The sequence below is a fragment of the Ruegeria sp. O11 genome, from assembly GCF_056535285.1.
The window spans coordinates 182,795-206,822 of sequence record NZ_JBQERS010000002.1 but is presented as its reverse complement, the minus strand read 5'-3'; the positions used below and the strand labels follow the sequence as shown (position 1 = coordinate 206,822).

The following is a 24,028-nucleotide window of genomic DNA, read 5'->3' as shown; positions in this document are numbered from 1 at the left end:
GATCCTCTTCTGTTGGTGGCAATTGTTCTTGTTATTAAGCTTCCTGAGTATTGGGCCTTGGCGCATAATCGGCGGGGTCCAGGGTCGTGGGGCGACCGGGCAACGAAAGCGCGGCCATTCGGGGTTCTGTGCGGGCCAGCACCTTTCCGTTTTTGATGACGGCAAGGCGGGTGGCTTTCATGCGAACAGCTTCAATCGGGTCACGCGCTTGCAGTACAATCAAATTGGCAGGGCCGCCCTTGCGGATTGTGGGATTAGGCAGGCCCATAACCTTGGCGCCGTTCTGGGTGACGGATGTAAAAGCCCACTCCATCGCCTCTCGGGATGTCATGGGCACTGCATGTACGCCCATATGGGCCACTTCCAGCATGTCGGCAGACCCAAGCGAATACCATGGATCCATTGTGCAATCTTGCCCGAAGGCGACGTTTACACCTGCCGCGCGCAGCTCTGGCACTCGGGTCAGCCCCCGACGGCGCGGATAGGTGTCCGAGCGACCTTGCAACGTTATGTTGATGAGCGGGTTGGGCACCACGTTCATGCCGCTTTCCGCAATCAGAGGAATAAGCTTCGAGGCATAATAATTATCATAGGAATGCATTGCCGTGACATGGCTTGCTGTAACTCGCCCGCCAAGCCCAAGGCGCGTGGTCTCATAGGCCAAGGATTCCACGTGTCGTGACATTGGATCGTCGCTTTCATCGCAATGCAAATCCAGCATCAGGCCACGGTCCACCGCTATCTCGGCCAGTCTCCTGACCGACCGGGCACCTTCCGACATCGTACGCTCAAAATGCGGGATGCCACCTACCACGTCGACACCCATATCAAGGGCTTGGATCAAGTTTTCTTCCGCATTTAGTGTTCGGTAAAGACCATCTTGCGGGAATGCTACCAGTTGCAGATCAATATAGGGGGCGACCTGCTTGCGGACCTCCAACAGTGCTTCAACGCCAACCAAAGGTGCGGATGAAACATCCACATGCGAACGGATAGCCAATAACCCTTGCGATACGGCAAGGTCGCAATATCGCATGGCGCGGTCAATCACTGCTTCAGGTGTCAGCAGGGGCTTCAGCTCACCCCAAAGCGCAATGCCTTCCAATAGTGTCCCCGAGACGTTCATGCGAGGCGATCCAAGGCTCAGGGTCGCATCCATATGGAAGTGTGGGTCGGTAAAGGGGGGTGAAACCAAGCGCCCAGCCGCATCGATTTCTTCGCCCGCGTTAGCCTCGATCTTGGTGGCAATTTCTGCGACGCGGTCACCCTTGATCGCAATATCCAGCGGCCCTCGGCCATCTGGCAGGTGGGCTTGTCTGATGATAATGTCGAGCATTCATCCTCCCCCAAATTTGACCACATGGTAAAAGCATTCTGATAAAATGCTATATATTTTTGAGTTTTTCAGAAGCCAGCGCATCGGATAGTCTGACGCAATTCGGATGCCTGTGGACGCGAGACCGTGAGGCGTCGATCGAATACAAACAACTGCAAGGCGGAATACGGACGCAGCAATTCATCATATCGATGGATGACGGCTATGGGCCGTTTGGATAAGTCGTGGAGAACTGGGCAGGCACTTGTGCTGCTTCAGCACCGAGGTCTGCAGTGAGCCCAAAACAGACAACTTGAAAAGGCAATTTCAGGTTTGAAAACCAATCACCCAGAGCTAGCCTACATTGAATTAGGTAAGAAGAGTACAAGCCAAGGAAAAATGACGATTATCAGCAGTCGAAGGATATCCACTAGCCAGAAAGGGGTGACGCCTCGAAAAATTATTGATGTAGGGACGTCCTTAACGACACCTTTTAGTACAAAGACATTCAAACCGACGGGCGGGGTGATCAGGCTGATCTCGGTGACTACGACGACGACAATACCAAACCAAACCGGATCAAACCCGAGACTGGTCACTACCGGAAAGAAGATGGGCACCGTAAGCAGCAGCATCGACAAGCTTTCAAAAACGCAACCAAGAAGAACGTAGACCAGCAGGATCAACACAATGACCAGTGTCGGCGATAGCCCCTGGGAAAGAACGAAGTTGCTAAGTGCCTCGGGCAGCCCCGCAAGATTGACAAAGTTCGAGAATATCCACGCCCCGATCAAGACCGCAAATAGCGTGGCGGCTGTCTGCACAGTTTCGATCAATACCTCCATGGTCGATGAAAAACTCAAGGCTCTTCTGGACAATGCAATCAGGAAAGCGCCAGCGGCCCCCATTCCTGCAGCCTCGGTCGGGGAAAACGTTATGAAGAAGGGCCAGACATCCAACACTCCGTAGAGCCCGCCAATCACAAGGAAGAACAGTAGCAGCACTGCCCAGATATCCCTGAGCGACAAAAGCCGCTCTCGCCAGGAAACCCATTCGCCCGCTGGTCCGGCGTCAGGGTCCCGGGTCACCGAGAACCTGACGGCCACAAGATAAAGCAAAACGCCTAGCAACCCTGGAACAACACCGGCGATAAAGAGCTTTCCGATGCTTGTTTCCGTCAGCAGGCCATAGATGACCAGGATTACCGAGGGTGGTATCAGGATGCCCAAGGTGCCGCCCGCCGCGATTGAGGCTGTCGCCAAACTGTCTGAATACCTGTATTTTCGCATCTCGGGCATAGCAACCTTCGACATTGTCGCCGCCGTGGCGAGGGAAGAACCGCAGATAGCCGAGAAGCCAGCGCAGGCCACGATCGTCGCCATAGCCAATCCACCGCGCATATGGCCGAGAAATGCGTAGGACGCGCGATATAGCTCTTTGGAAAGGCCGCCCTTGTTCACGAAGAGACCCATCAGGATAAAGAGAGGCACCACCGACAACCCGTAATCCTGAGCCGTGTCAATTATCAGTCGGCCCACCATCGAGATAGCAGCGCGAAACCCGCGTAGCTCCACAAAACCCAGGAAACCGACAAGCCCCATGGCTATGGCAATGGGCATGCGTAAGAAAACGAGAACTAAGACCGCTCCGAGCCCCAATAGCGACAGAGTCATTCGGAGACCTCTGTTTTAAGGAACAGGCGCACAACACTGCGCGCAAGAAAGGCAATTGCGGTCAGCGCAACAAAGATCGAGATAAACCACCCGACATAAAATTGTGGCAGCTTTAGGTATTCTGTAACGTCACCATACTGACGCGACCGTTCCGCAAGTTCCCAAACCCGTATTGCTGGCCATATCAGAACGATCCCGCAGATTGCATCGATCAGACTATCGCGCAACTGGGCCATTCGTGCGCTGAAGAAAGGGTCAAGCAGGTCCACAACAATGTTCTCACCCTTCCAAGACACCAGAGGTAATGCAGAAAATACGATGACCGCCATAAAAAGCCGGGTCAGTTCGGTCGCACTTTCGATAGGATTGTTGAAAGCGCTCCGAAAAACCACGTCCAGAAATGTCATGCACATCAGCACGAATAAGGTGCCCGCTGCGATCCATGTAGGCAGATTGAGAACAACGTACCAGGGATCGCGCAGCTTCAGTTTCTGAATGTCAGCCATGCCTGCCTCGCAAAATTGCGGGCCCTAAGCCAGGGCCCGCAGAGTTTCTTATTGTGGTTCAGTTGCCTGTCATCTGCTCGGCAATAAAGGCTTGCACCGTCGCCGCGTCAATTCCCTTGTCAGACACCTCGGCCAGAACGCTTTCGATGATTGGACCCGTCATTTCGTTCCAGGCTGCGACGTCAGCTTCGCTGGCTTCCGTCCAGGAATTGCCCTCGTTGCCGTCAATGGTTTCGATGCCGATCTGGTCAATCTCGTCCCACATGCGCCCGGCCACCTGAGAAAGCGCTTCGCCTGCTATTGTATCCAAAGCAGCACGATCTTCATCTGACAAGCTGTCGTATTTGTCCTGGTTCATCACGATTGCAAACGAACCGCGATAAAAACCGCCGGGTACAGAATAACTGTGCGGGGCAACCTCAAACAGTTTGAAGCCTGCGCGGGCTTCCATGGGCATCATGACACCGTCGGCCGCCTTGGATGCCAATGTTTCATAAACTTTCGGTGCTGGTACCCGGATGCCGGTGGCACCGAGCGCTGCGCCCACGTCCCCAGAAACCCCGCCACCAAGTCGCAGCTTCATGCCAGAGATATCATCCAGCGATGTCACCTTAGTTTCGGAATGCAGGATGCCAGGACCGTGGGTCATCATGGCGAGAACCTTTACCCCGTCATGCTCGTTTGCCGTGGCAAGATACTCTTCGTATGCCCGCCAATAAGCCACCGATGCGGCCTCGGCGTTGCCTTCGTAGCCAGGCAGTTCGATCATTTTGGATGCCACAAAGCGCCCGGGATTGTAGCCGTGAAAAATCCACGTGACATCGGCCACCCCGTCGAGAATAAGGTCGAACTGCGCTGGCGGCGCCCCCAATCCGTATTTCACCTCTGCGCTCACACGACCATCTGAGGCTTCTTCGAGCATTTTCGTGAATTCAGGCCAGAGCTTGGCGTTCATGCCATGCGTTGGCGGCGCCCATGATGAGATTGTAAGGACAGTATCTGCAGCCCAAGCTGCGCCGACCGTCAACGAAATTCCAAAGCTCAGCACCGTTGATCTGATGAGATGTTTCATGATTCCTCCCGGTTTTTCCTAAACCTACCGCTTCCGAGGAATTGCTTACTGTGCTTTAGATCTTTTTGTCCGCTTGGCGGACAGGTGCACCTTTTACCATCTGCGCCGCGATCTGATTGGCCAATTCCTTCATCGGGCTCGCATAACGGTTGATTGCTTCTGTCATGGAAAACGCACTGGCGATCCAAATGATCGACAGGCATCCCAGAACGCGATCCTCACAGATGATTGGAACCGCCAGGCTGGATGTGTCGGGTCTAAAAGTGCGCGAACTGCGCGTAGCGTATCCTTGTTTGCGATATTGAACCAGACGCGAGGCGATCCAGCTTTCCAGCAAAAACCGCTCGTCCTCGGGGTCGTTATTGTTGCGCAGCAGGTCCAGAATGATGCTTCTTTCCTTGTCTTCCAGAAAGGCCAAAAAGGCGCGCCCGGCCGACGACCTTAGTATAGGCAGGGACAGTCCGGCCATGTTCCGATCAATCGAGAACGGGCTGCGCCAGTGCGTTGTTTCTTCGATGACCATGTGCAGATCTCGATAAACCGAAAGATCAAGCGGCCATGAATGCACATCGGTGAATTCCGCAATGCCTGGGGCCGCGACACGGCAAATGTGCGAGTGCGCAGCATAGTTGTCGCCCAAGCCGGAGGCGCGCGGCGAAACTCTGACCCGAGTGTCGGACGCCGACATCAGAATGTACCCTGCTTCCTCAAGAGTGTGGAGCAACCGATAGACAGTTGGTCTCGGCACGCCAATCGCGGTAGCGATTTCGGCAGGCTTTGCCGAACCCTGACTGTTCACGAACCGCAACAAGTCCAGACCGCGTAGCAAGGCACGAATGTTGGGTTGGTTGTCTGCCACCATCCTCATCCTTCAGACCGTCCTATTGCATATTCTCAGGCGGCGACGACCTTTTGGTCAATAGCCCCAAAAACTGACTGCCCTGAGGGGTCGTGCATCTCGAATCTGACGGTATCTCCAGGCTCCATGAAACGCGTCTCCGCCCTGCCATCGGCAATGATTTCGATCATCCGCTTTTCGGCCAGACATGACGACCCGACACGCTCGTGATCAGTGTTCGACACCGTGCCCGATCCGATGATAGTGCCTGCGCGCAATTCTCTGGTCTTTGCGGCATGCGCAATCAACTGGGCGAAATCAAAATTCAGGTCATTGCCAGCCGGCACCCTGCCAAAGGTTCTGCCGTTGTAAACGGTTTCGAGCGGCAGAGTAACTTTTGCTCCAGTCCAGTATTCACCCAGTTCATCCGGAGTTACGCAAACAGGCGAAAACGCACTTGCAGGTTTCGACTGGTAAAAGCCAAATCCCTTGACCAGTTCAGGTTTCATAACATTGCGCAACGAGACATCATTGCACAGCATGATCAGTTTGATATGGCCAACCGCCGCCTCGGTAGAACATCCGATAGGCACGTCATCGGTAACCACGGCAATCTCGCCCTCAAAATCCAGTCCCCAGTCCACGTCAATGCAAGGAATGTCATCGGTCGGTGCCAAAAAATAGTCACCGCCCCCCTGATACATCAGTGGATCCGTCTCAGCTCCGGGGGGCATGTCAGCCCCGCGGGCTTTGCGTACCAGGCGCATATGGCTGAGATATGCACTTCCGTCGGCCCATTGATACGATCTCGGCAACGGACTGGCCAATTGGTCCACGTCATAGGCCATAGTCTCGATCTCATTTTGTTCGACCAAGTCCGAGATCTTTTTCAGCGCGCTGGCTGAACTTTCCCAGGTTTCGATCGCTTGCTGTAACGTTTGCGCAACTGATGCCGCAGATGCCATTCTGGTCAGGTCTTTTGACACGACGACAAGTGATCCATCACGACCACCGGATTTAAGTGATGCCAGTTTCATATCTATCTTTCTTTTTTTTCGGCTTAAAAAGGGACAAGGCTTGTTCTGGAAGTTCCAGAAGGGTTTCCGCGACAGCCGCGACGTACCGGTCGGGTCGCACCCAGACGGCATTTGTTCCAATATCTGTCAGCATGGCGTCCAGCTGGGAATGATCGCGCGCATTCAGTGCGACAGCATCATCGCTGCATTCCGGCAATGAGGCGCGACTGACAAGAAGGTGCTTTTGTCCAACAGCATCGTCCAGCCTCTGTCCGTCGGTATCAAGATGCACTTGGGGAAAGGGACGCCCGACATAAGGGTTGTTTGTCTGCACCTGCATCAGTGCGCTCTGACCAAGCTTGGGCGCAATAGATCGCATGGCACCTGAACGCGAACCGTCTGCAAGTTGCAGGGCACTTTCCCGATCAAGCGAGTTGATCAGGCCGCCCAGACGAACCGCAGTTTCAATATAGCTGTGTGCGTGGGGCTGTCGTTCATCCTGATAGCTGTCAAAGAGTATCTCTTCATCGCCGCCGTTGAGTGCTTTGACGAGCTTCCATGCCAAATTCGCAGCGTCTCGAATGCCAGTGCACATTCCTTGGCCCATGAAGGGTGGCGTCAGGTGGGCGGCATCTCCTGCAATCAGAACCGGTCCCTTTCGCCAGATTTTCGCGACCTGTGAACGGAACGTATAGACAGCACTGCGCTCAATCTCGGCATCATCAGGCGTAATCCACCGCGATAACAGATCCCAGAGACGCGAATGTTCCATTATTTCGGCGTCGGTTTCACCGTCCAAAACCATGATTTCCCAGCGGCGGCGAATACCGGGGGCCCGGCAATAAGTCATCGGTCGGTCTGGGTTGCAGAATTGAATGGAATGATCGCCAAGCTCTGGCATTGGATGTTTGAGACGCAAATCGACAACCAGCCAGCGTTCTTCAAACCCCAGATCTTCCATTTCGCCGCCGATCCAGCGACGCACGGACGAATTGGCCCCGTCGCAGCCAACAACGTATCGAGCTTCAAATGTGGACTTGCAGTCGTTTATCTTATCCAGTGCGGTTAACTCTACGCCATTCCCTGTGGCTTCAAGATTTATTACGTTGTGAAGTTCCAGCGTGGTGGCCGTCGGGGAACGCGCCAGTTCGGCTCTCAACAGTGTTTCGAGATCAGGCTGATGCAACCTGTAGCTTGCGTGCCACCCATGTTTCGTAACGCTCTGTGGTCTTGGCCAGTCCAGCAGCAACTCATTGTTTTCATCGACGAACTTCATGCCCGGGTTGATGTGCACGAGCTTGTAAAGCGCGTCAGCTATCCCGACGGTCTGGAAAACGCGCATCACTTCGTCATCGAAGTGCACGGCGCGGGGCAGATGGTACATCTGGGCCTCGCGGTCCAGAACCACAACCGAAACACCGCTTTTGGTCAGGAGGTTGGCAAGTGTCGCTCCGGTAGGACCGAACCCGATAATCGCAACGTCATACATCGTTCAGACCTCGGGGACTTGTCCGTAGAGCCACGGGCAATTCACAACGCTAGGTGCCCGGTGCCCCGCGGCTGCGGTTGCCAGTCGCTTATCCCGAAATGCGGCGCGTTCCTGTTCGTTCAGGTACAGCCGTTCGTGGCCCCAAAAGCTGGGCCCGACATTTGTTTCGCAAGGCTCCCAGGTGGATGGGTCGATGATCCTCCCGCCCCAACCGCTTTCCACGAAAAAGCCCGACGGCGTATGGGCATAAAAGCTTGTCATGTAATCATTTGTGTGCCGCCCCAATGTATAGGCGATTTCGGCAAGACCATTCTGTGCCAGATCATACCCCTGACCCACGTCGTCTAGATTGTCGTATTCCACCATGAAGTGATGAAACCCTGCCTGCCCCGACCCGACGATTGCAAAACTATGATGCCGGCCGTTGACATGAAAAAAATAGAGAGGAATGGGCCGCAACCCATAATCGCTTAAATGAAAGCCAAGTACGTCGCGGTAAAAAGGTACAAGCGCTTCGGCGTTGGACACGTGCAAAACAGCGTGCCCCATGCCATATGGGCCGGTCTTGAATCCTTCGATGGGTCGACCTGGGATAAAGGGATCGGTTGTTTTCTCCGGCTTCCAGACGAACTCAAGCCGATTCCCGGCAGGATCGACACATGTAATGATTTCAGTCACATAGCGGCGATCGGCCAGTCCGCGATCCCCCGGGGTCACATTGTGCCCCGCCGCCTCCAGTTTAGTGGCAAGCCTTTCCAGGTCAGACTTCTCGCCAACCTCCCATCCGATATAGGCCAGGGTATCGCCGGGCTCGTCTGATATGATCAACCGCTGGCACTGATCATCCATCCGAAACGCCGTATTGCGACCCCCGTGATCCAAAACCTGCATGCCCAGCATATTGCCGGCGAACTGCCGCCATTCGTCTGACTTGTTGGAACGAATACCGATGTAGCTTAGCGCGGTGATCATACTAATCTTCTCCCGAAGATATTGCTTCCTCAATTCATGGTAATAGGCATGCCACAAAATACTTTTGTCCATCAGGCGGACAAGAGGGACAGCAACGTTCTACCTAGCTGGCTCGGTTAGTTTGGATGCTCGTTTTAGACTACCAATAAATTACAGCTCAGGAGAGGCAAACCGTGCTCTGACGTAGTGGAGTAAGGCTCTTCTAACTTGGAGCGAATATCGCTGACGGCCACTGCAATTAGAGATGGATAAATAATTTTCCCGCCGCCCAAAAAAGTTCGAACGCCTTCGGCGATGATGTTCCCTTCATTTCACCCGAAGCACACGGCGGCTTTGTCCCGCGCCTCTCCCATTCACGGACCTCGAGATCTCGCTATCGCGGCGAATGGCCGCAAAGCGGCCTGCGACCCCAGAAATTTAGGCGGGTGGCGAATGTCTCTTATGGGCCGCTCCTAATCGGTTCAAAACGGCCCGAACGGCAGGATGCCGCGGTCGCTCCGATGGCGGCATAGAGTCCACTTTGGCCGATGCTGCGCGATGCCCCAATTGCAGCAATGCGCAGAAAGCGGACTTTGCGAAGTTTGACAATATCTAGTCTCCAATCACTGAGCCACATATGAAAATCATCGGGCGAAAAGCAAAGCCACAAGCGCAACTACACCCAGTGTAGATGCGCTTACCAGGTTGCATGAATGGTCATAGCGCATGGATATCGAACGGATCGGAGAAACCCTTGATCATTGTTCTACCAAATGTCTCCAACACATTTGCCCCTTCCAACAGATCGAAGGTTTCTTGATCAATCAATATACGGCTTCCGGTTTTCTGCGTTTCTGCCTCGAGGCGAGCAGCAAGGTTTACGGTCGATCCTATGCAAGTATACGTCGCTCGATTGTCCGTACCGGCATAGCCGGCGACGACTTCGCCAGTCGCAATTCCGATGCCGATTTTCAGGTCACTTTTCGCTTCTGAGCGCCTTTCGAGATTTAACATCTCGATCATGTTGTGCATTTCATGCCCTGCCGCCACTGCACTTTGCGCAGTATTAGGCAGTGGTTGCGGAACTCCAAAAAGAGCCATCAAACCGTCACCCAGCATCAGGCTGACAATTCCGCCATTGCTGGTAACAGCCTCGAACATCAACGTGTAGAACGTATTGAGCAGGTCAATTGTTTCCTCTGGTGCGAGATTTTCAGACAAGGTCGTGAAACCGCGAATGTCACAGAAGAGGACCGAAGCATTGGCACGCTTGCCACCTATCGCAAAGCCAGACTCTTGCAGGTCTTGTGCAACCTCCGTTGTTGCAAAGCGCTCTAGCAGACGTTTCTGCTCGTCCCTGAGTCTTTTCTTTTCAAGACCGCTGGCGACGCGCGCACCGAGTAGTGTCTTATTGACCGGTTTTGGCAGGTAGTCTTCCGCACCCAATTCGATACAGCGCACGACATTGTCGAGCCCCTCAACAGATGACGTCACGATCACCGGCAGATCACGCAGGTCGGTGTCTGATTTGATGGCTTCGAGAACCTGAAAGCCGTCCATTTCAGGCATTTCGATATCCAGCAGAAGCAAATCAAACGGCTGGTTAGACAGCATCTCCATTGCGACCCGGCCGTTTTCCGCGACCGATGCCTGGTGACCCAAAAGCTCTACGCTGCGCGACAAAAGCAAGCGGTTCACCTTGTTGTCATCAACGATGAGCAAATGACCCGGGGCGTCAGACATCAATCAGGCTCCGTAAAGCAGCTGCAGCAATGGTAAGGTCGGTTTCCAGCGCCGTCGCGTCTGTAAGGTCCCCGGCTTCAGGCAGCTCTCCGAGCTCGATTTTCCTGGCCCGTTCGGCGAGAGCAATCGCCCCAAAGGTATTGGCATTCGACTTAATGGAGTGCGCAGCACGGCGGTATCGGTCGGCATCAGCCGCGCCCGCAGCCGCTTTCAATTCGTCAACCATGCCAGGCGCTTCGTCGAGAAAGGTGTTCACAAGCTCGGCTGCAAAATCTTCGCCTGTAGCGTCTTTAAGCTCCATGAAGATTTCATGATCAATCGGGCTGTCTGTCATGGATCACCTTCTTATTCTGGGGGAATTTAACAGGGCTTCAATTAGGACCGATACGCGGATCGGTTTAGTGATGTAGTCGTCCATCCCTGCTTTCAGGCACATCTCACGGTCGCCCTGCATGGCGTTCGCGGTCATCGCGACTATGCGAGGACGACTGCCATCCGGATGCGCTTTGTTCATACGACGAGATGCTTCAAGCCCGTCCATCTCGGGCATTTGCACATCCATGAAAACGACATCATATGTTTGCCGGTTGACGCTTTCGACCGCTTCAACACCATTGCTGGCCAAATCAGCGCGATAGCCCATCTGTTCCAGCAGTCGCAGCGCAAGTTTCTGGTTCACCAAATTATCCTCGGCCAGCAAAATCCGCAGTGGATGTCGTGTGGCCATATCCGGATCTGTTTGTGGTTTGCCCTGAGGTTTGGACGGCTCTACGCGCACCTTTTCAGTCGCGAACAATGTGACCAGGGTATCGAACAGGTGGGATTGGCGCAGAGGTTTGGCAAGGTTGGCGGCGAAGAGCCCATCCTCAAGGTCTATATCGCGCGGGCCAAGTGAACTGAAAAGGATGAGTGGCAAGCCCGGTTTCTTGGCGCGAACCCTTTTTGCGAGCTCTTCTCCATCCATGTCAGGCATATGCATGTCGAGAATGGCCAAATCGAACTCGACGCCTTCTTCAAGTATGCTCAGCGCCTCTGACGGAGATCCATACGTCGTTGTCTGCGTGCCCCATTTCTCAGTTTGCAGAGAAAGGATTTTACGATTGGTGGCATTGTCATCCACCATCAAAATTCGCTTGCCTTCGAGTTCAGGCTGAACACCAACAAGATTGCGAGAAGACGATTTAACTGGCTTTGCAGGTTTGGCCTGGATCTTGAAAACAAAGGTGGAACCGCTCCCCTCGCCATCGCTTTCAGCCCACATGGTCCCGCCCATGAGTTCTGCTAGGCGTTTCGAGATCGCAAGACCCAGACCAGTGCCGCCATATTTTCTGGTCGTTGAACTATCTGCCTGACTGAAAGACTGAAATAATCGGCTCATGCCCTTTTGGGATAGGCCGATTCCAGTGTCTCGGACTTTGAACGTTAGTTCGAGCGATCCCTGTACCTTGGCGGATTGTTCAACAGACAGAACCACTTCGCCGCTTTCGGTGAACTTCACTGCGTTAGAAAGCAGGTTCAGCAGAATTTGCCGCAATCTGGTCAGATCCGCGCTAATTGCCAGTGGTAGCGCGTCATCGAACTCATAGGCTAAATCCAGTTGTTTCTCGGCGGCTTTGCCGCTGACTAAGTCGAGAGCGTTTTCTATGCATTCGCGCAGGTCGAACGGATGGTTTTCGATATCCATCTGCCCGGCTTCAATTTTCGAGAAGTCGAGGATCTCGTTGATGATACCCAACAGCGCGTCACCACTATCGCGGATGGTGTTTGCATAGTCGCTTTGCTCTGCATCCAACTCTGTGTCCATCAACAGGCCGCTCATCCCGATCACCGCGTTCATGGGCGTGCGTATCTCATGTGACATGGTGGCCAGGAATGCGCTTTTTGCTTCGTTGGCAGTTTCAGCAGCCTCGCGCGCTTCTTCAGCTTCGCGGAAAAGGCGTACGTTCTCGATCGCAATAACAGATTGATCGGCAAAGGACTCGGCCATTGCAATATCGTCATCCGAGAAGGGTGTTTTGGATTTTCTGATGAAATAGAGGCCGCCCAGACATTTGCCTCCGCGCATCAATGGCACGCCAAGGAAAGCTTCAAACCCGCTTTCTTCGTGAAGCTTCTTTGCCAACCGCGGCAAGTCACCCGACGACAAATCATGCACATGCATGGTTTTTCCAGACAGCAATACCGACGACAGAAAATTGTCTTGCGTATCCAGCGGGTGCCGAGTTCTTCCGAAATCACGTATCAGCCCTTTGGGCGAGGCCAAAGCCACTTGCCACCAGAAACTCTCATCCGACAACGCCGCACCGGCCATGTCGCACGAAACGAGCCGTGTCGCGGAATCTACGATCACCTCAAAAACAGGCGTTGTATCCGTGGGCGATTGGCTGATCACCCGCAATACATCAGCACTCGCAGTCTGCCGGGCCAAGGAAGACTGAGTTTCATTGAACAGGCGTACATTTTCCAGCGCGATTATGGCCTGAGCGGCAAATGACTCTGCAATGGACACTTCGTCTTTGGTAAAAACCTTGGACGTCTTTCGAATAAAGACCAAGTTGCCGAAACAGTCTTTTCCGCGCATCAAGGGCACCATCAAAAACGATTTAAAGCCCTTCTCGCGAAATATCTTCTTGTCGCGCCGCGGTAGTTCATCGTAGCGCCAATTTGGCATGTGTAGCGTCTTGCCGCTTTTGATTGCCCAGGACGGCAGGTTGTCTTCGGGGTCAATCGGAAGTCGATCCGTCCACTCGACTTTTTCCACACCTGCTGGCGTTGCGACAGCAACCTGCCAAATTTCGGTTTTGTTTGCTTGAATAGCAATTGCCAAGTCGCAATCTATCAGCGTGGTTGCCAGACCAACAATCTTCTCGAACACGGGTTTGGTATCGGTTGGGGATTCAGATATTACCCGCAGCACATCTGCACTGGCGGTTTGGCGGGCAAGCGCGGTTTGCGTGTCATTGAAAAGCTGCGAGTTCTGAATAGCGATGATTGCCTGTGACGCAAATGTCTCCATCTGCTTGATTTGCTTCTCGTCGAAAGCCGCAGTTATTCGGCTGCCCATGCTGATGACACCGATTGTGACACCATCGCGGATCAGTGGCACGGAAAGGACGGATCGATAGCCCTCGAGATTGGATTTGAGCAGCGGATCGTAATTAGGGTCAGCTTGCGTATCTTCAACATAGTCGGCCCGTCCATGCAGAAGCGCACGTGCCGTGGCCGATGTTTCCCCGGGCTCAAAAGGATGCGCCTTTAAAAAATCCGCGAATTTGCCCGACAAATTGTGCCCGGCAAAATAATGGTACTTCCCATCTTCGGGTGCCTTAAGCGCCACGAAGGCATCCTGCAGGCGACAAATGCGAGACGAAACGGCCAGCAACGCCTCCAGTACAGGCTCCAATGCATCAGGAGATCGGGAAATAACTTCGAGCACCTCGCTTGTGGCTTTCTGGTAGGCTAAGGATTCCTCAACTTCCTCAGTTCGGGCTGTTACCTCGTCGAAAAGGTGCGCATTTCCAAGCGCAATTACCGCTTGCGAAGCGAACGTTTCAACCAAAGCTATCTGCTTGTCCGAGAACGCCCCAACTTTCGAATGAGCAAGTGAAATCACGCCGAGCGTGACCCCATCCTTTACCAGTGGGACCCCCAAAGCCGAACGAAATCCGGCACCCAGTGCTTCTTCTTTCCAAGCATAGTCCGGGTCGTACTCAAAATCTTCAATGTACACCGTTTTGCCTGTCAGCGCGGCGCGCCCCGTGGTCGTGCCCTTGTCTGGAACAAGCACCTGACGGGTTATGACGTCGTAATGAGCTGCGGCGGAATTATGGGTCGCAGCAATGTCGTATACTCCGGTTTCTTCATTCAGTAGTGCGACGTAAGACGCCTCGGGTTTGCAGATGCGAACCGCCACTTGCAAAATAGCTTTGAGTACGGGATCGAGTTCATTTGGCGAGCGCGAGATCACTCCCAGCACTTCAGACGTGGCTGTTTGATAGTCGAGCGCTTCTTCAACTTCTGCTGTACGGGCCTGCACTTCTTTGAACAACCGGGTGTTGTTGATGGCGATCACAGCCTGGGAGGCGAATGTCTCTAACAGGTTGACCTGTTTTTCGCTAAACGCCCCGGGCTTCCGGTGCGCCATGACGATAACACCAACGGTCACGCCTTCGCTGACTAAGGGGACGCCGAGGGTGGTAAGGTAATCACCGATCTCCGCCGCCACCTTCCATGTGTAAGATGGATCCTTACTTGTATCTTTTATGTAAACAGTCTTGCCGTGAAGGGCCGTGCGGCCGATGCACGAGCCTTCCTCTGGGGCAATTGGGTTGTCTGACAAATAGTCAAGAAACGCATCACTCACGTTGTGGGAGATGGCCACACGGTACAACCCATCGTCAGCATCCCGCATTGCAAAGAATGCATATTCTGGGTCGCAGATGCGTGAGGAAACTTCCAGGATTGCATCTAGCACCCGTGGAAGATCGTTAGGCGAACGAGAGATGACATCTAAAACCTCTGACGTGGCAGTCTGGTATTCTAGTGACTGCACGACCTCGGCAGTGCGTTCCTCCACTTCCCGGAACAGGTTGGCATTTGTAATGGCGATAATCGCTTGGTCGGCGAAGGTTTCTAACAACTGAATCTGCTTGGTGGAAAATCCCGAAACCTCGGTTGACCCGACCGAAATTACACCCACAACCTCGCCATTTTTGACCAACGGGACCCCGAGCACGGACCGATATTCCCCGACGCCGCTATCCTCTATCCAAGTATAAGACGTCTCGGTTTCGACATCTTCGATATAGATGGTGCGTTTCGACAGTATGGCACGCCCGCTTACACCGCTTTCATCAGGCGAAATAGGATGCGCTTTGACATATTCCGCAAAGGTCGTGTCCTGCGTAAGTATGGCAAGAACATGAAAAAGCTGATCGTCGGGGTTCAACATTGCAACATAGGCATCCTGCAATTCGCAGATGCGCGACGCTTCTTTGAGGATAGCATCGAGAACAGGCGCCAACTCATTTGGTGACGCCGAAATAACCCGTAGCACTTCGGATGTAGAGGTCTGATATTCCAAAGCTTGCGTAACTTCCGCTGTGCGATCCTGAACTTCGCGAAACTGTCGGACGTTTTCCATTGCGATAACGGCTTGAGCCGCGAAGGTTTGGACCAGTGCCACGTCGTCGTCTGAGAATGGCGCAACTTCACGACGATAGAGTACGATCACCCCTAGACCGTTGCCATCCTTCATCAACGGAACGGCCAGAACCGAGCGGGCTCCTTCAATCTCAACCATCTGAACCCGCTTCGGATCACGATCCCTGAGGTAAAGGGGATCGTCCGCGATATCGTCCTGGCGAATGACCTCGCCATCGATCATTGGTTTGATCGCAATTAATTCAGTGCGTGTAAGTGGCTCCATAAAATTTTTGAGCGCTTCGTCAAAATCGATTCTCGCACCAATATTGGCTGGGATCGTTGCGATCCCGCGTTCGTGATCAGCGATACACAAGAAGGCGAGTGGCGCTTTGCACAGACGGCTGGAGTTTTCGAGAATGCTCTGGAATACAGGTCTTTCGTCGTCGCGGCTACGGCTTATGACTTCGAGGATTTCTCGCGATGCTTTTTCGCGCTCAAGTCGTTCCTGAACTTCGCGAAACTGGCGCGTATTTTCTATCGCTATGACTGCGTGTTTGGCAAACTCTTCAATGAATTGCACGTCGGGATCAGAAAACGGGCGGACTTCGCGGCGGCTAAGCGCAATAGCACCTATCGCCTGTTCCCCCTGCATCAATGGCACAACAACCCGTGACCTGATGCCTTCGACCTCGACCATTGTAACAGCAGTAGGATCACCCGAGCGGTAGAACTCAGTGTCGGCGATGTCCTCGACGCGTACAACCTTGCAATTTCGTATCGCCGCCGCCGCCGTGACTGAACCATCAAGAGGCCACTCTTCTCCCAATTCGACGTCGGTTCTATCGTGCCCCCATGCACCGGCCAATTGAATATGGGTTCCTGCAGCGTTGACCAAAACCAGTGCCGCCTGATCCGCGTCACAGATTTCCGTGGCCTGCTGCAGCACCGCTTCAAAGACGCGCGCATCGTTGTCCCGGCTTTTGCTGATAACACTCAGAACCTCCTGCGTCGCCGTTTGGCGTTCTAACTGAGTGTGCAGTTCCTTCATTTGACGGGTGTTATCTATTGCGATCACAGCCTGCGCCGCAAAGCCCTCGACCAAAGAGATTTCATCTTCAGTAAATGGCCGCACTTCACGCCGGTAAATCCCAATGACACCGACGGGGTCACCATTTGCCGACATCAAAGGAACCGTTAGAAACGAACGGACACCTTCCTCATCAACCAGTTGCCGGCGCCAAGGATCCCCGTTGATGTAGTGGTCTGTCTCGCGCAAATCGACGTTGTGAATAACGCGCGCTTCCCGCACGGACTCGGCAATTTGTAAATTTGACTCCAAAGACCAGCGATCCACGCCGACCTTGTACGTAGCCAATTGATCACCAAAATGGGCCGCGTATTCCAAATGAGTTCCTGCCTCATTTAGCAGGCTCAACGTGGCTACATCTGTTTCGCAAAGCCGGGCCGTGTTTTCCAGGATCGTCTGAAAGACTGGCGCTTCATCTTCCCGAGATCGACTGATCGTCTCCAGCACATCGCGCGTTGCCCCTTCACGAGCCAGACGGACCTGCAGCTTGCTAAACTGGCGAACATTTTCAATTGCAATGACCGCCTGCGCGGCGAAAGTTTCTACCAGCTGGACCTGATCGTCGGAGTACGGTCGCACCTCATCCCGTGCCAGCATCAGGCATCCGATTGCACTGCCACCCACTTTCAAAGGAACAAACAGATTGCTTCTGCACCCATGCGTGTCGACAATGAGTTTAAAGCGCTCATCGCCCGATTTGTGGAAATCGGTGTCGCCCATGTCGACAACACGCCTGGTCTTACCGCTGAGAATAGTGTCCGTCACGATGGAGTTGCCTGGCTCCATCGTGTATTTGCCGTCGAGCCACAGCTGCTGAATATCCGGGTGCAGATTGACGCTGGCAATCAGTTGCTGACGCGCATCCCCTTCTTGCCCGAGAACCAGACCAGCAAAAATGGCATCGCAGAGATCTTTTGCCAGCGTTAAAATCAAGTCGCATACTGGTTGGATGTCATCCTTGGTCTCAGAAATCGCCTGCATAACCCGCGCAGTAGCTTCGAACCGCGCCTGCTGATCATCCGCGCTGAGCCCCGAACTTTGCGCAGTCGACGACGCTGAACTTTCCGTCTCTTCCGATGTCCTCTTTCCACCCACCTGCGTTCGCAGCTCCCGCACCAACTAATGAAACACACACAACACCGGAGTTTACTGGGCATAAGATATAAGTCACAGAGTTTCTTTGCAGACAGTATTCAATGCGCTTCGAGCGATGCCGGTATGGTGTGGCCTTGGGAAGATCCTCAGAGTCATAAAGAAAGCCGCCCTATTTGCTAAAAAGGTATCCTAAATAGGAGCTGTGTTAAACTTCCCAGAATACTCAAACATCGCTGTTGTATATCATCTTTGGGTTGCGAGCGGCCCACCGGGCCAAAAATGCGGATGGCCGCAAGGTCCGCATGTCGAATGTTCAGGCAGCCTTTGATTTTGCGCTCGCAGCGAACGGCAGGTTCGACGGGCCGCGCCGCAGCATGGAGTCAACGGGCTGCGGGTCCGGTTGGGTCCGTTTGGCACATTTGAGTGTCTGGTTTGGGCTACTATTTTCATTTCTATAGCAATCAATGCGCGAAACTTGTTTAAAAGCCGGCACTTAGGTTGCAGCCATGTTGATGGTCTATTCTTGGCGGATAAAAATTGAACTCCAACAAAATACTGACTGCACTTAGAACTGCTCAAACATTGCGATTTTCACCAGTTGCTTATGTGAGCAACGGCCTGACGAACATCTAGCGGCAAAGCTCCGCCGTATTGTTCGATTGTACACAACTTTTTAACTAATCCCTCTAGCGTACGCTACCTTGGGTTGTGTAGCGGCGAGTCTCTCGTAGGCCGCTGCCTTTTTTCTTATCTATAAAGAGGTACTGACATGACGACCGTTTTAGCTGCTGGCGATATTGCGTTTACCGGTTTCAATTCTGACAACCCTGATGAGTTCACTTTCGTTGCCCTGACTGACATCGAAGCCGGGACTGAGATCAGATTTACTGACAATGGCTGGCTCGCAGCGGGCGGTTTTCGCAGTACTGAGGGTGTTTTTATCTGGACGGCACCTGCAAATATCGCGGCGGGAACCGTAATAAATCCAGCTTTCTCGGGGCCATCCTTCTCTGCAAGCGGGGATCAGATACATGCCTACCAGGGGAACGAGACCGCGCCGTCTTTTGTTGCGTCTGTTCATTTCAACGGCACTGGTTATGAAGCTGACGCAACTTCTTCAAACACTTCGGCCCTGCCCGCGGGTCTGACTGTGGGCACCAGCGCTGTGGCTATTCCCGAGACCGACAACGGAGTCTATAATGGTCCGCTTACAGGCAATAAGGCAGAGCTACAGGCAGCCATCAACAACGCGGCAAACTGGGTGACCGATAATTCACGGATCGACGATATCGAACCGGCGAGTTTCACTGTCACTGATGCCACACCGTCGCCCTCAGTTATAATCAACGATTTGGACCTTGCCACCGATGAAGGTGGCATGGCGGATACATACGAAGTCACATTGTCTGTCGCACCTACGCAACCGGTCACAATCACCATCGCGGTGGGCGCTGATCTGGATGTCGTACCGGCCGAGCTTGTATTTGATGCGACAAATTTTGATCAGCCGCAGCAAGTTGCAGTGACAGCGGTTGATGACGATTTGCCTGAGGCGGCCGAGTTCGCGGAAATACAGCATTCTGTCACATCCAATGACCCGGCATATGACGGCATCCTCGCCCCTATCGTGGAAGTGTCTGTCTCGGCCAGCGACATCGAAATCGTTGCAATCTACGAGATCCAGGGCGCGGGTCATGTGTCTGATTTTGTTCTGGCCGAAGGGCAGACCGTTGCCGAGTTTTATGAGACCCTCCCCGCCGGCACATCGAACGTTTTTGGCGACTTGGTTTCGACCAGCGGTATTGTTACAGCGGTGGATTCCAACGGGTTTTACTTGCAGGACCCGGATGGTGACGGTGATGATACCACCTCAGACGCGATATTCGTGTTCACTGGTTCCAGCCCGACTGTCTCTGTCGGAGACGCAGTTTCAGTGGGTGGAACAGTTGCTGAATTTTTCCCTGGCGGTACAGGCAGCGGAAACCTGTCGAGTACGCAGCTGACGAATGTGTTCGATCTTGAAGTCCAGTCTTCAGGCAATACCCTGCCAGATGCGGTTACGATCGGCAATGATCCGGGTGAACGGGCAGTTCCGAACCAGAGCATCGACGATGATGCTTTCGCCTCATTCGAACCCATTCAGGACGGCATCGACTTCTTCGAAAGCCTCGAAGGCATGCGCGTGACGGCGACCGATCTGCAACCCGTCAGCGGAACCAGCCGGTTTGGCGAGATTTTTGCCGTTACCGATCAGGGCAGCGGTGCCACGGGTCTTTCCGAGCGCGGCACGCTGAATATCTCGCCAGATGACTTTAACCCCGAAAAAATCCAGATCGACGAAGACAGCGGGATTTTCGACTTTGACTTCCCGTCGGTAAACGTCGGTGATCTTCTCGGCGACGTCACAGGCGTGGTTGGATACAGTTTCGGAAACTTCGAAATCCTGCCGACCGAGGATTTTACCCGGGACATTCAATCCGCCGGATTGGAACCGGAATCGACCGACATTGCCGGTTCGGCCAATGAACTGACAATTGCGACGTACAATGTGCTTAACCTCGATCCAAATGATGACGACGGTGATCAGGATGTGGCCGATGGGCGGTTTGACGCCATTGCCGCGCAGATCACCAACAACCTGGGCAGCCCCGACATAATTGGCCTGCAAGAGGTGCAGGACAATTCCGGTTCGGTCAATGACGGAACCGTTTCGGCGGCGGAAACCCTTGCGGAGCTGGCCGCGGCCATCGTTGCCGCAGGTGGTCCGGCCTATGAGGTGATCGACAATACCTTCATCGGCGACGGAACATCTGGCGGTCAGCCCGGCGGCAATATCCGCACGGCTTTCCTGTACAATCCCGAGCGTGTCACGCTGGTTGAAGGATCGGTGCAAACCATCGGTGGGCAAGGTCCCGGCGAAGCGTTCGAAGGCGCGCGCCTGCCGCTGGTCGCTGATTTCGTCTTCAACGGCGAGACGGTGACGGTGGTCAACAACCACTTCTCCTCTAAAGGCGGATCCGCGCCCATTCTGGGGACCGAACAGGATTTTGCAGCGCGTCAAGAGGACGTTACAGTGAATGGCAGTCTAGATGAACGTCAGGCTCAGAGTCAGGCGGTGCAGGACTTCGTCAATGGTCTTGGTGCTGAGGCCAATGCGGTTGTATTGGGTGACTTCAACGAATTCGAATTTGTCTCACCTGTGGCCGATCTTGAAAACAACACCAGCCTTGTAAACCTGACAAACGATATCCCGGAAGACGAGCGCTATACCTTCGAGTTTCAGGGAAACAGCCAATCGTTAGACCATATTCTGGTCTCCGAGGGATTGTATGCCGGCGCATTGGTGGACATTATCCATGTCAATTCGGAATTTGCTGCAACCAGCGCACGAGCGTCGGATCATGACCCGATGCTGACCAGCTTGTTTCTGCCCGACACACAGACACTGGCGATCGAGTTCGAGGCAGATGGGTGGTTCAGAACCACAGCATTCGAGAGCATCGATGGCGAAGTTGTGGATGTCGACCGGCTTGGTCCCGTGCGCAAAAGTCTCAAATTTTCGGATGTTGGTATTAAGGTGGATGCGATTGACCCGACCAATTTCGAGTTTGTCGCCACCAAGCATGGCGCGATAGGTGTCTATTCCTTCGACGATCCGATCTTCGGACGCGAAGCCAGGTCAGTCGACGGTGATGAAAGCTTGATGATCTCGTTGGAGGACGCGGATCTTGAGGCGGTAGAGTTTATGTTTAGCTTCGACGAAAGTCATGGAAACGGCGAAGTGGAGGTTGCGTTCTACGATGACGGAGAGCTTGTGGGCACGCTGATCGCGGATGCCGCCGAAGGTGATTTCCAAGGTTCGTTGGGCCGCACGAGTTTTGACGCGGTGGAGTTGGCCGCAAGCGGTGATACTATGTTTACGGTTGATGAATTTTCCTTTGATGTGATTGATCACAACCTGATCGCGTAGTGTGAAATCGCACAAGCTTCTTGTGTACTATGAAAACAGCAGCTTCGGCGGCCGCATTGCTGTATCGCGATGCAGCCTAAGCGGTGTGTTAATGGCTCCTGTAGAGCTAGAGATTTATGTCACTGCGATGGGCTGTGGGCGAAGTCATTTGTTCGACCTGTTAGCGTCCGAGATTCGAAGCGCAGGAAGGTACGCATTTTGTGAGTTTGCCTGTCTTGCGATTTCTCTCCCGCGTTGAATGGCAAGTTTGACGGGCCGCGCCGCAGCATTACCGGTAGCGGTTGAATGTCTCCTTTGGGCCGGCTTTTCCAAGTTTTCTCTCGACGATGAGTTACTTGAGGTCGGTGCCGCCATGGAGATTGGCGGGCATCCTTTGTGCTTGTTTCGAAAGCCGCGTCCTAGTCAGGGCTCAAAATCGAATAAATCAGCTACTACGAAGCGGAGGTGTTAATTTCAAACGTGGCCCACGGTACGGACGCGCAGCGTAGTTTTTGCGACCTGGTTGGGCCTTGCGTTTCTGGCGCTTTGCCGGTTTCGGGGTACAGTGAACCATGTGGCGCAGATCCTAGCCGGAATCCCGGCTCTCGCCTCCACCTTGGTTTACCTAAGCCCCGAGAGAGCAACCTGATACCGGAGGTATGAATTCTATTCACATTCCTGTGTCAGCCCTATGCAGGCAGATGTCCAGCCGTCAGGATTGCGCATCCACCGACCGGAGATGCCAATGCGCCGTATTGTCCTGTTCGCCTTTCTCTTCGTCGCCGGTACAGCGCTCGCCAGCCCCGAACGCTGGGAACTTGAGTGGCCGCAGACCAATTTCAGCCGCAGTGCGGTCACGGATTGGTCCGAGATTCAGTCCGGCGGCCCGCCCAAGGACGGAATCCCTGCGATCAATGATCCCAATTTCTTGCGCACCTCTGACGAAACGAGGCTGGGTAAACGCGAGCCGGTGATCACGCTTGAGATCGACGGGGCCGAGCCTCGGGCCTATCCAATACGCTATCTAATATGGCACGAGATTGTGAATGATAGGGTCGGCGGAATCCCGGTGGCCGTCACCTATTGCCCATTGTGCAATTCCGGCATGAGCTTCGATCGGCGCACCGCTGCGGGCACACTCACATTCGGCGTCTCAGGCAAGCTGCGCCATTCCGACATGGTGATGTATGACCGCGAAACTGAAAGCTGGTGGCAGCAGGCCATCGGCCGTGCCATCGTCGGCGATCTGACAGGCACCGAACTGAAGACCCTGCCCACTTGGATGGAAAGCTGGGAAGAGTTCAGCAACCGTAACCCAGATGGGCTGGTGATGAACGAACCGGCCTATAATCGCGACTATGGGCGCAACCCTTATCGCGGCTACGACACCCTGTCGAGGCCTTTTCTCTATTCCGGTGAAAACCCGCCCCATGGTATCAGCCCACTGGCGCGCTTGGTCCGCGTCGGCGACAAAGCCTGGACTCTGGAGAGATTGAGCGCAGAGGGCGAGATCTCTGAGGCCGGGATAACGCTCTCCTGGCGCGCGGGGCAGGCCTCGGCGCTCGACACCGGGCGCATCGCCAAGGGGCGCGATGTAGGTTCCGTCCGGGTGCGTAACGCATCGGGACAGGATATCGCCCATGATGTCATGTTCGCCTTTGCATTCCACGCCTTCTGGCCGGAAGGCAGATGGATGCTGGCCGACGGGGGATGAACGTACCGGGCCCTGCATCGCCAGCGACTTCCCGGTCACTCTTCGCTGGGGGATTGTTAGATAAATCCATCTGATACCAACTGGGAGGGTGTTTTAGAACCAGCCGCCTCCATTAGATTGGCAAGATTAAATAAAACCAAAGAGTTTTGGATCTATATGTAGCAGTCGGACGAAGTTCAGGAATCAAATCCGCCCTTTTTCGGTGGGTTTCGCCGCCGCAAGAATCGAAAATCCGAGACGTTTCACACTTTTTGCAGCTAGAGCGTCGGGCGATTTCATTGAGCCTTGTCTAGCCGTAGTATTTGGCGATAGAGGTCCATGATGTCCAAGTTCATTGCGACGATCCATCAGCATATTTGGCGTTGAAGTGAACGACAGGAAAGCAGGCTGCAACCTCAGAAACAGAGTGAAGTGAGTAACGGTGGGAAAGGGCCG

The 24,028-nt window shown here is 53.9% G+C and carries 13 protein-coding genes; 2 read left to right on the top strand and 11 right to left on the bottom strand.

Annotation, left to right across the window (positions count from 1 at the left end; genetic code table 11):
* Positions 1-34 precede the first annotated feature (34 nt).
* The 11 genes from ACRZ91_RS07335 to ACRZ91_RS07285 all read right to left on the bottom strand — a co-directional run bounded on the left by ACRZ91_RS07335 (position 35) and on the right by ACRZ91_RS07285 (position 17,930).
* Positions 35-1,336, bottom strand: coding sequence for an amidohydrolase family protein (locus ACRZ91_RS07335; protein WP_480903779.1), 1,302 nt, complete (start codon positions 1,334-1,336; stop codon positions 35-37).
* A gap of 338 nt (positions 1,337-1,674) precedes the next feature.
* Positions 1,675-2,988 (bottom strand): TRAP transporter large permease, encoded by a 1,314-nt coding sequence (locus ACRZ91_RS07330; protein WP_170472731.1) that lies wholly within the window; start codon positions 2,986-2,988, stop codon positions 1,675-1,677.
* A complete protein-coding gene (locus ACRZ91_RS07325) occupies positions 2,985-3,494 on the bottom strand; it encodes a TRAP transporter small permease (RefSeq protein ID WP_170542738.1) in 510 nt (169 codons plus the stop codon). Before ACRZ91_RS07325 ends, ACRZ91_RS07330 begins: the two co-directional genes overlap by 4 nt.
* A 58-nt stretch (positions 3,495-3,552) precedes the next feature.
* Positions 3,553-4,566 (bottom strand): TRAP transporter substrate-binding protein, encoded by a 1,014-nt coding sequence (locus ACRZ91_RS07320; RefSeq protein WP_170542737.1) that lies wholly within the window; start codon positions 4,564-4,566, stop codon positions 3,553-3,555.
* A 55-nt stretch (positions 4,567-4,621) separates the two neighbouring features.
* A complete protein-coding gene (locus ACRZ91_RS07315; protein WP_170780971.1) occupies positions 4,622-5,428 on the bottom strand; it encodes a DNA-binding transcriptional regulator in 807 nt (268 codons plus the stop codon).
* A 32-nt stretch (positions 5,429-5,460) separates the two neighbouring features.
* Positions 5,461-6,441 carry a fumarylacetoacetate hydrolase family protein gene (locus ACRZ91_RS07310; RefSeq protein ID WP_480903774.1) on the bottom strand — a complete coding sequence of 327 codons (981 nt, stop codon included), beginning with the start codon at positions 6,439-6,441 and terminating at the stop codon, positions 5,461-5,463.
* A complete protein-coding gene (gene mhpA / locus ACRZ91_RS07305) occupies positions 6,422-7,909 on the bottom strand; it encodes a bifunctional 3-(3-hydroxy-phenyl)propionate/3-hydroxycinnamic acid hydroxylase MhpA (RefSeq protein ID WP_480903771.1) in 1,488 nt (495 codons plus the stop codon). The genes ACRZ91_RS07310 and mhpA overlap by 20 nt, the downstream gene beginning before the upstream one ends.
* Before the next feature lie 3 nt (positions 7,910-7,912).
* Positions 7,913-8,881, bottom strand: coding sequence for a VOC family protein (locus ACRZ91_RS07300; RefSeq protein ID WP_480903768.1), 969 nt, complete (start codon positions 8,879-8,881; stop codon positions 7,913-7,915).
* Between the two features lie 696 nt (positions 8,882-9,577).
* Positions 9,578-10,603, bottom strand: a complete 1,026-nt coding sequence (locus ACRZ91_RS07295) for an adenylate/guanylate cyclase domain-containing protein (RefSeq protein WP_480457037.1) — start codon at positions 10,601-10,603, stop codon at positions 9,578-9,580.
* Entirely contained in the window at positions 10,596-10,937 is a 342-nt protein-coding gene (locus ACRZ91_RS07290) for an Hpt domain-containing protein (protein ID WP_480903765.1), read from the bottom strand. Before ACRZ91_RS07290 ends, ACRZ91_RS07295 begins: the two co-directional genes overlap by 8 nt.
* 3 nt (positions 10,938-10,940) lie before the next feature.
* Positions 10,941-17,930, bottom strand: coding sequence for a GAF domain-containing protein (locus tag ACRZ91_RS07285; protein ID WP_480903762.1), 6,990 nt, complete (start codon positions 17,928-17,930; stop codon positions 10,941-10,943).
* A gap of 769 nt (positions 17,931-18,699) precedes the next feature.
* On the opposite strand from ACRZ91_RS07285, the gene ACRZ91_RS07280 reads away from it, so the two are divergent.
* Together ACRZ91_RS07280 and ACRZ91_RS07275 are read left to right on the top strand one after the other, a co-directional pair.
* Positions 18,700-21,900: an endonuclease/exonuclease/phosphatase family protein gene (locus ACRZ91_RS07280; protein ID WP_480903759.1), complete on the top strand. Its 3,201-nt coding sequence runs from the start codon at positions 18,700-18,702 to the stop codon at positions 21,898-21,900.
* Positions 21,901-22,624: 724 nt separating this feature from the next.
* Positions 22,625-23,593 (top strand): DUF3179 domain-containing protein, encoded by a 969-nt coding sequence (locus tag ACRZ91_RS07275; protein WP_170780961.1) that lies wholly within the window; start codon positions 22,625-22,627, stop codon positions 23,591-23,593.
* The last annotated feature ends 435 nt before the right edge of the window (positions 23,594-24,028 follow it).

Excerpts from the sequence above, each read along its gene's own strand:
- ACRZ91_RS07300 (WP_480903768.1), bottom strand. The coding sequence starts at position 8,881 with ATGATCACCGCGCTAAGCTACATCGGTATTCGTTCCAACAAGTCAGAC.
- ACRZ91_RS07275 (WP_170780961.1), top strand. The coding sequence starts at position 22,625 with ATGCGCCGTATTGTCCTGTTCGCCTTTCTCTTCGTCGCCGGTACAGCG.
- ACRZ91_RS07320 (WP_170542737.1), bottom strand. The coding sequence starts at position 4,566 with ATGAAACATCTCATCAGATCAACGGTGCTGAGCTTTGGAATTTCGTTG.
- ACRZ91_RS07295 (WP_480457037.1), bottom strand. The coding sequence starts at position 10,603 with ATGTCTGACGCCCCGGGTCATTTGCTCATCGTTGATGACAACAAGGTG.
- ACRZ91_RS07315 (WP_170780971.1), bottom strand. The coding sequence starts at position 5,428 with ATGGTGGCAGACAACCAACCCAACATTCGTGCCTTGCTACGCGGTCTG.
- ACRZ91_RS07290 (WP_480903765.1), bottom strand. The coding sequence starts at position 10,937 with ATGACAGACAGCCCGATTGATCATGAAATCTTCATGGAGCTTAAAGAC.
- mhpA (WP_480903771.1), bottom strand. The coding sequence starts at position 7,909 with ATGTATGACGTTGCGATTATCGGGTTCGGTCCTACCGGAGCGACACTT.
- ACRZ91_RS07280 (WP_480903759.1), top strand. The coding sequence starts at position 18,700 with ATGACGACCGTTTTAGCTGCTGGCGATATTGCGTTTACCGGTTTCAAT.
- ACRZ91_RS07325 (WP_170542738.1), bottom strand. The coding sequence starts at position 3,494 with ATGGCTGACATTCAGAAACTGAAGCTGCGCGATCCCTGGTACGTTGTT.
- ACRZ91_RS07335 (WP_480903779.1), bottom strand. The coding sequence starts at position 1,336 with ATGCTCGACATTATCATCAGACAAGCCCACCTGCCAGATGGCCGAGGG.
- ACRZ91_RS07330 (WP_170472731.1), bottom strand. The coding sequence starts at position 2,988 with ATGACTCTGTCGCTATTGGGGCTCGGAGCGGTCTTAGTTCTCGTTTTC.
- ACRZ91_RS07310 (WP_480903774.1), bottom strand. The coding sequence starts at position 6,441 with ATGAAACTGGCATCACTTAAATCCGGTGGTCGTGATGGATCACTTGTC.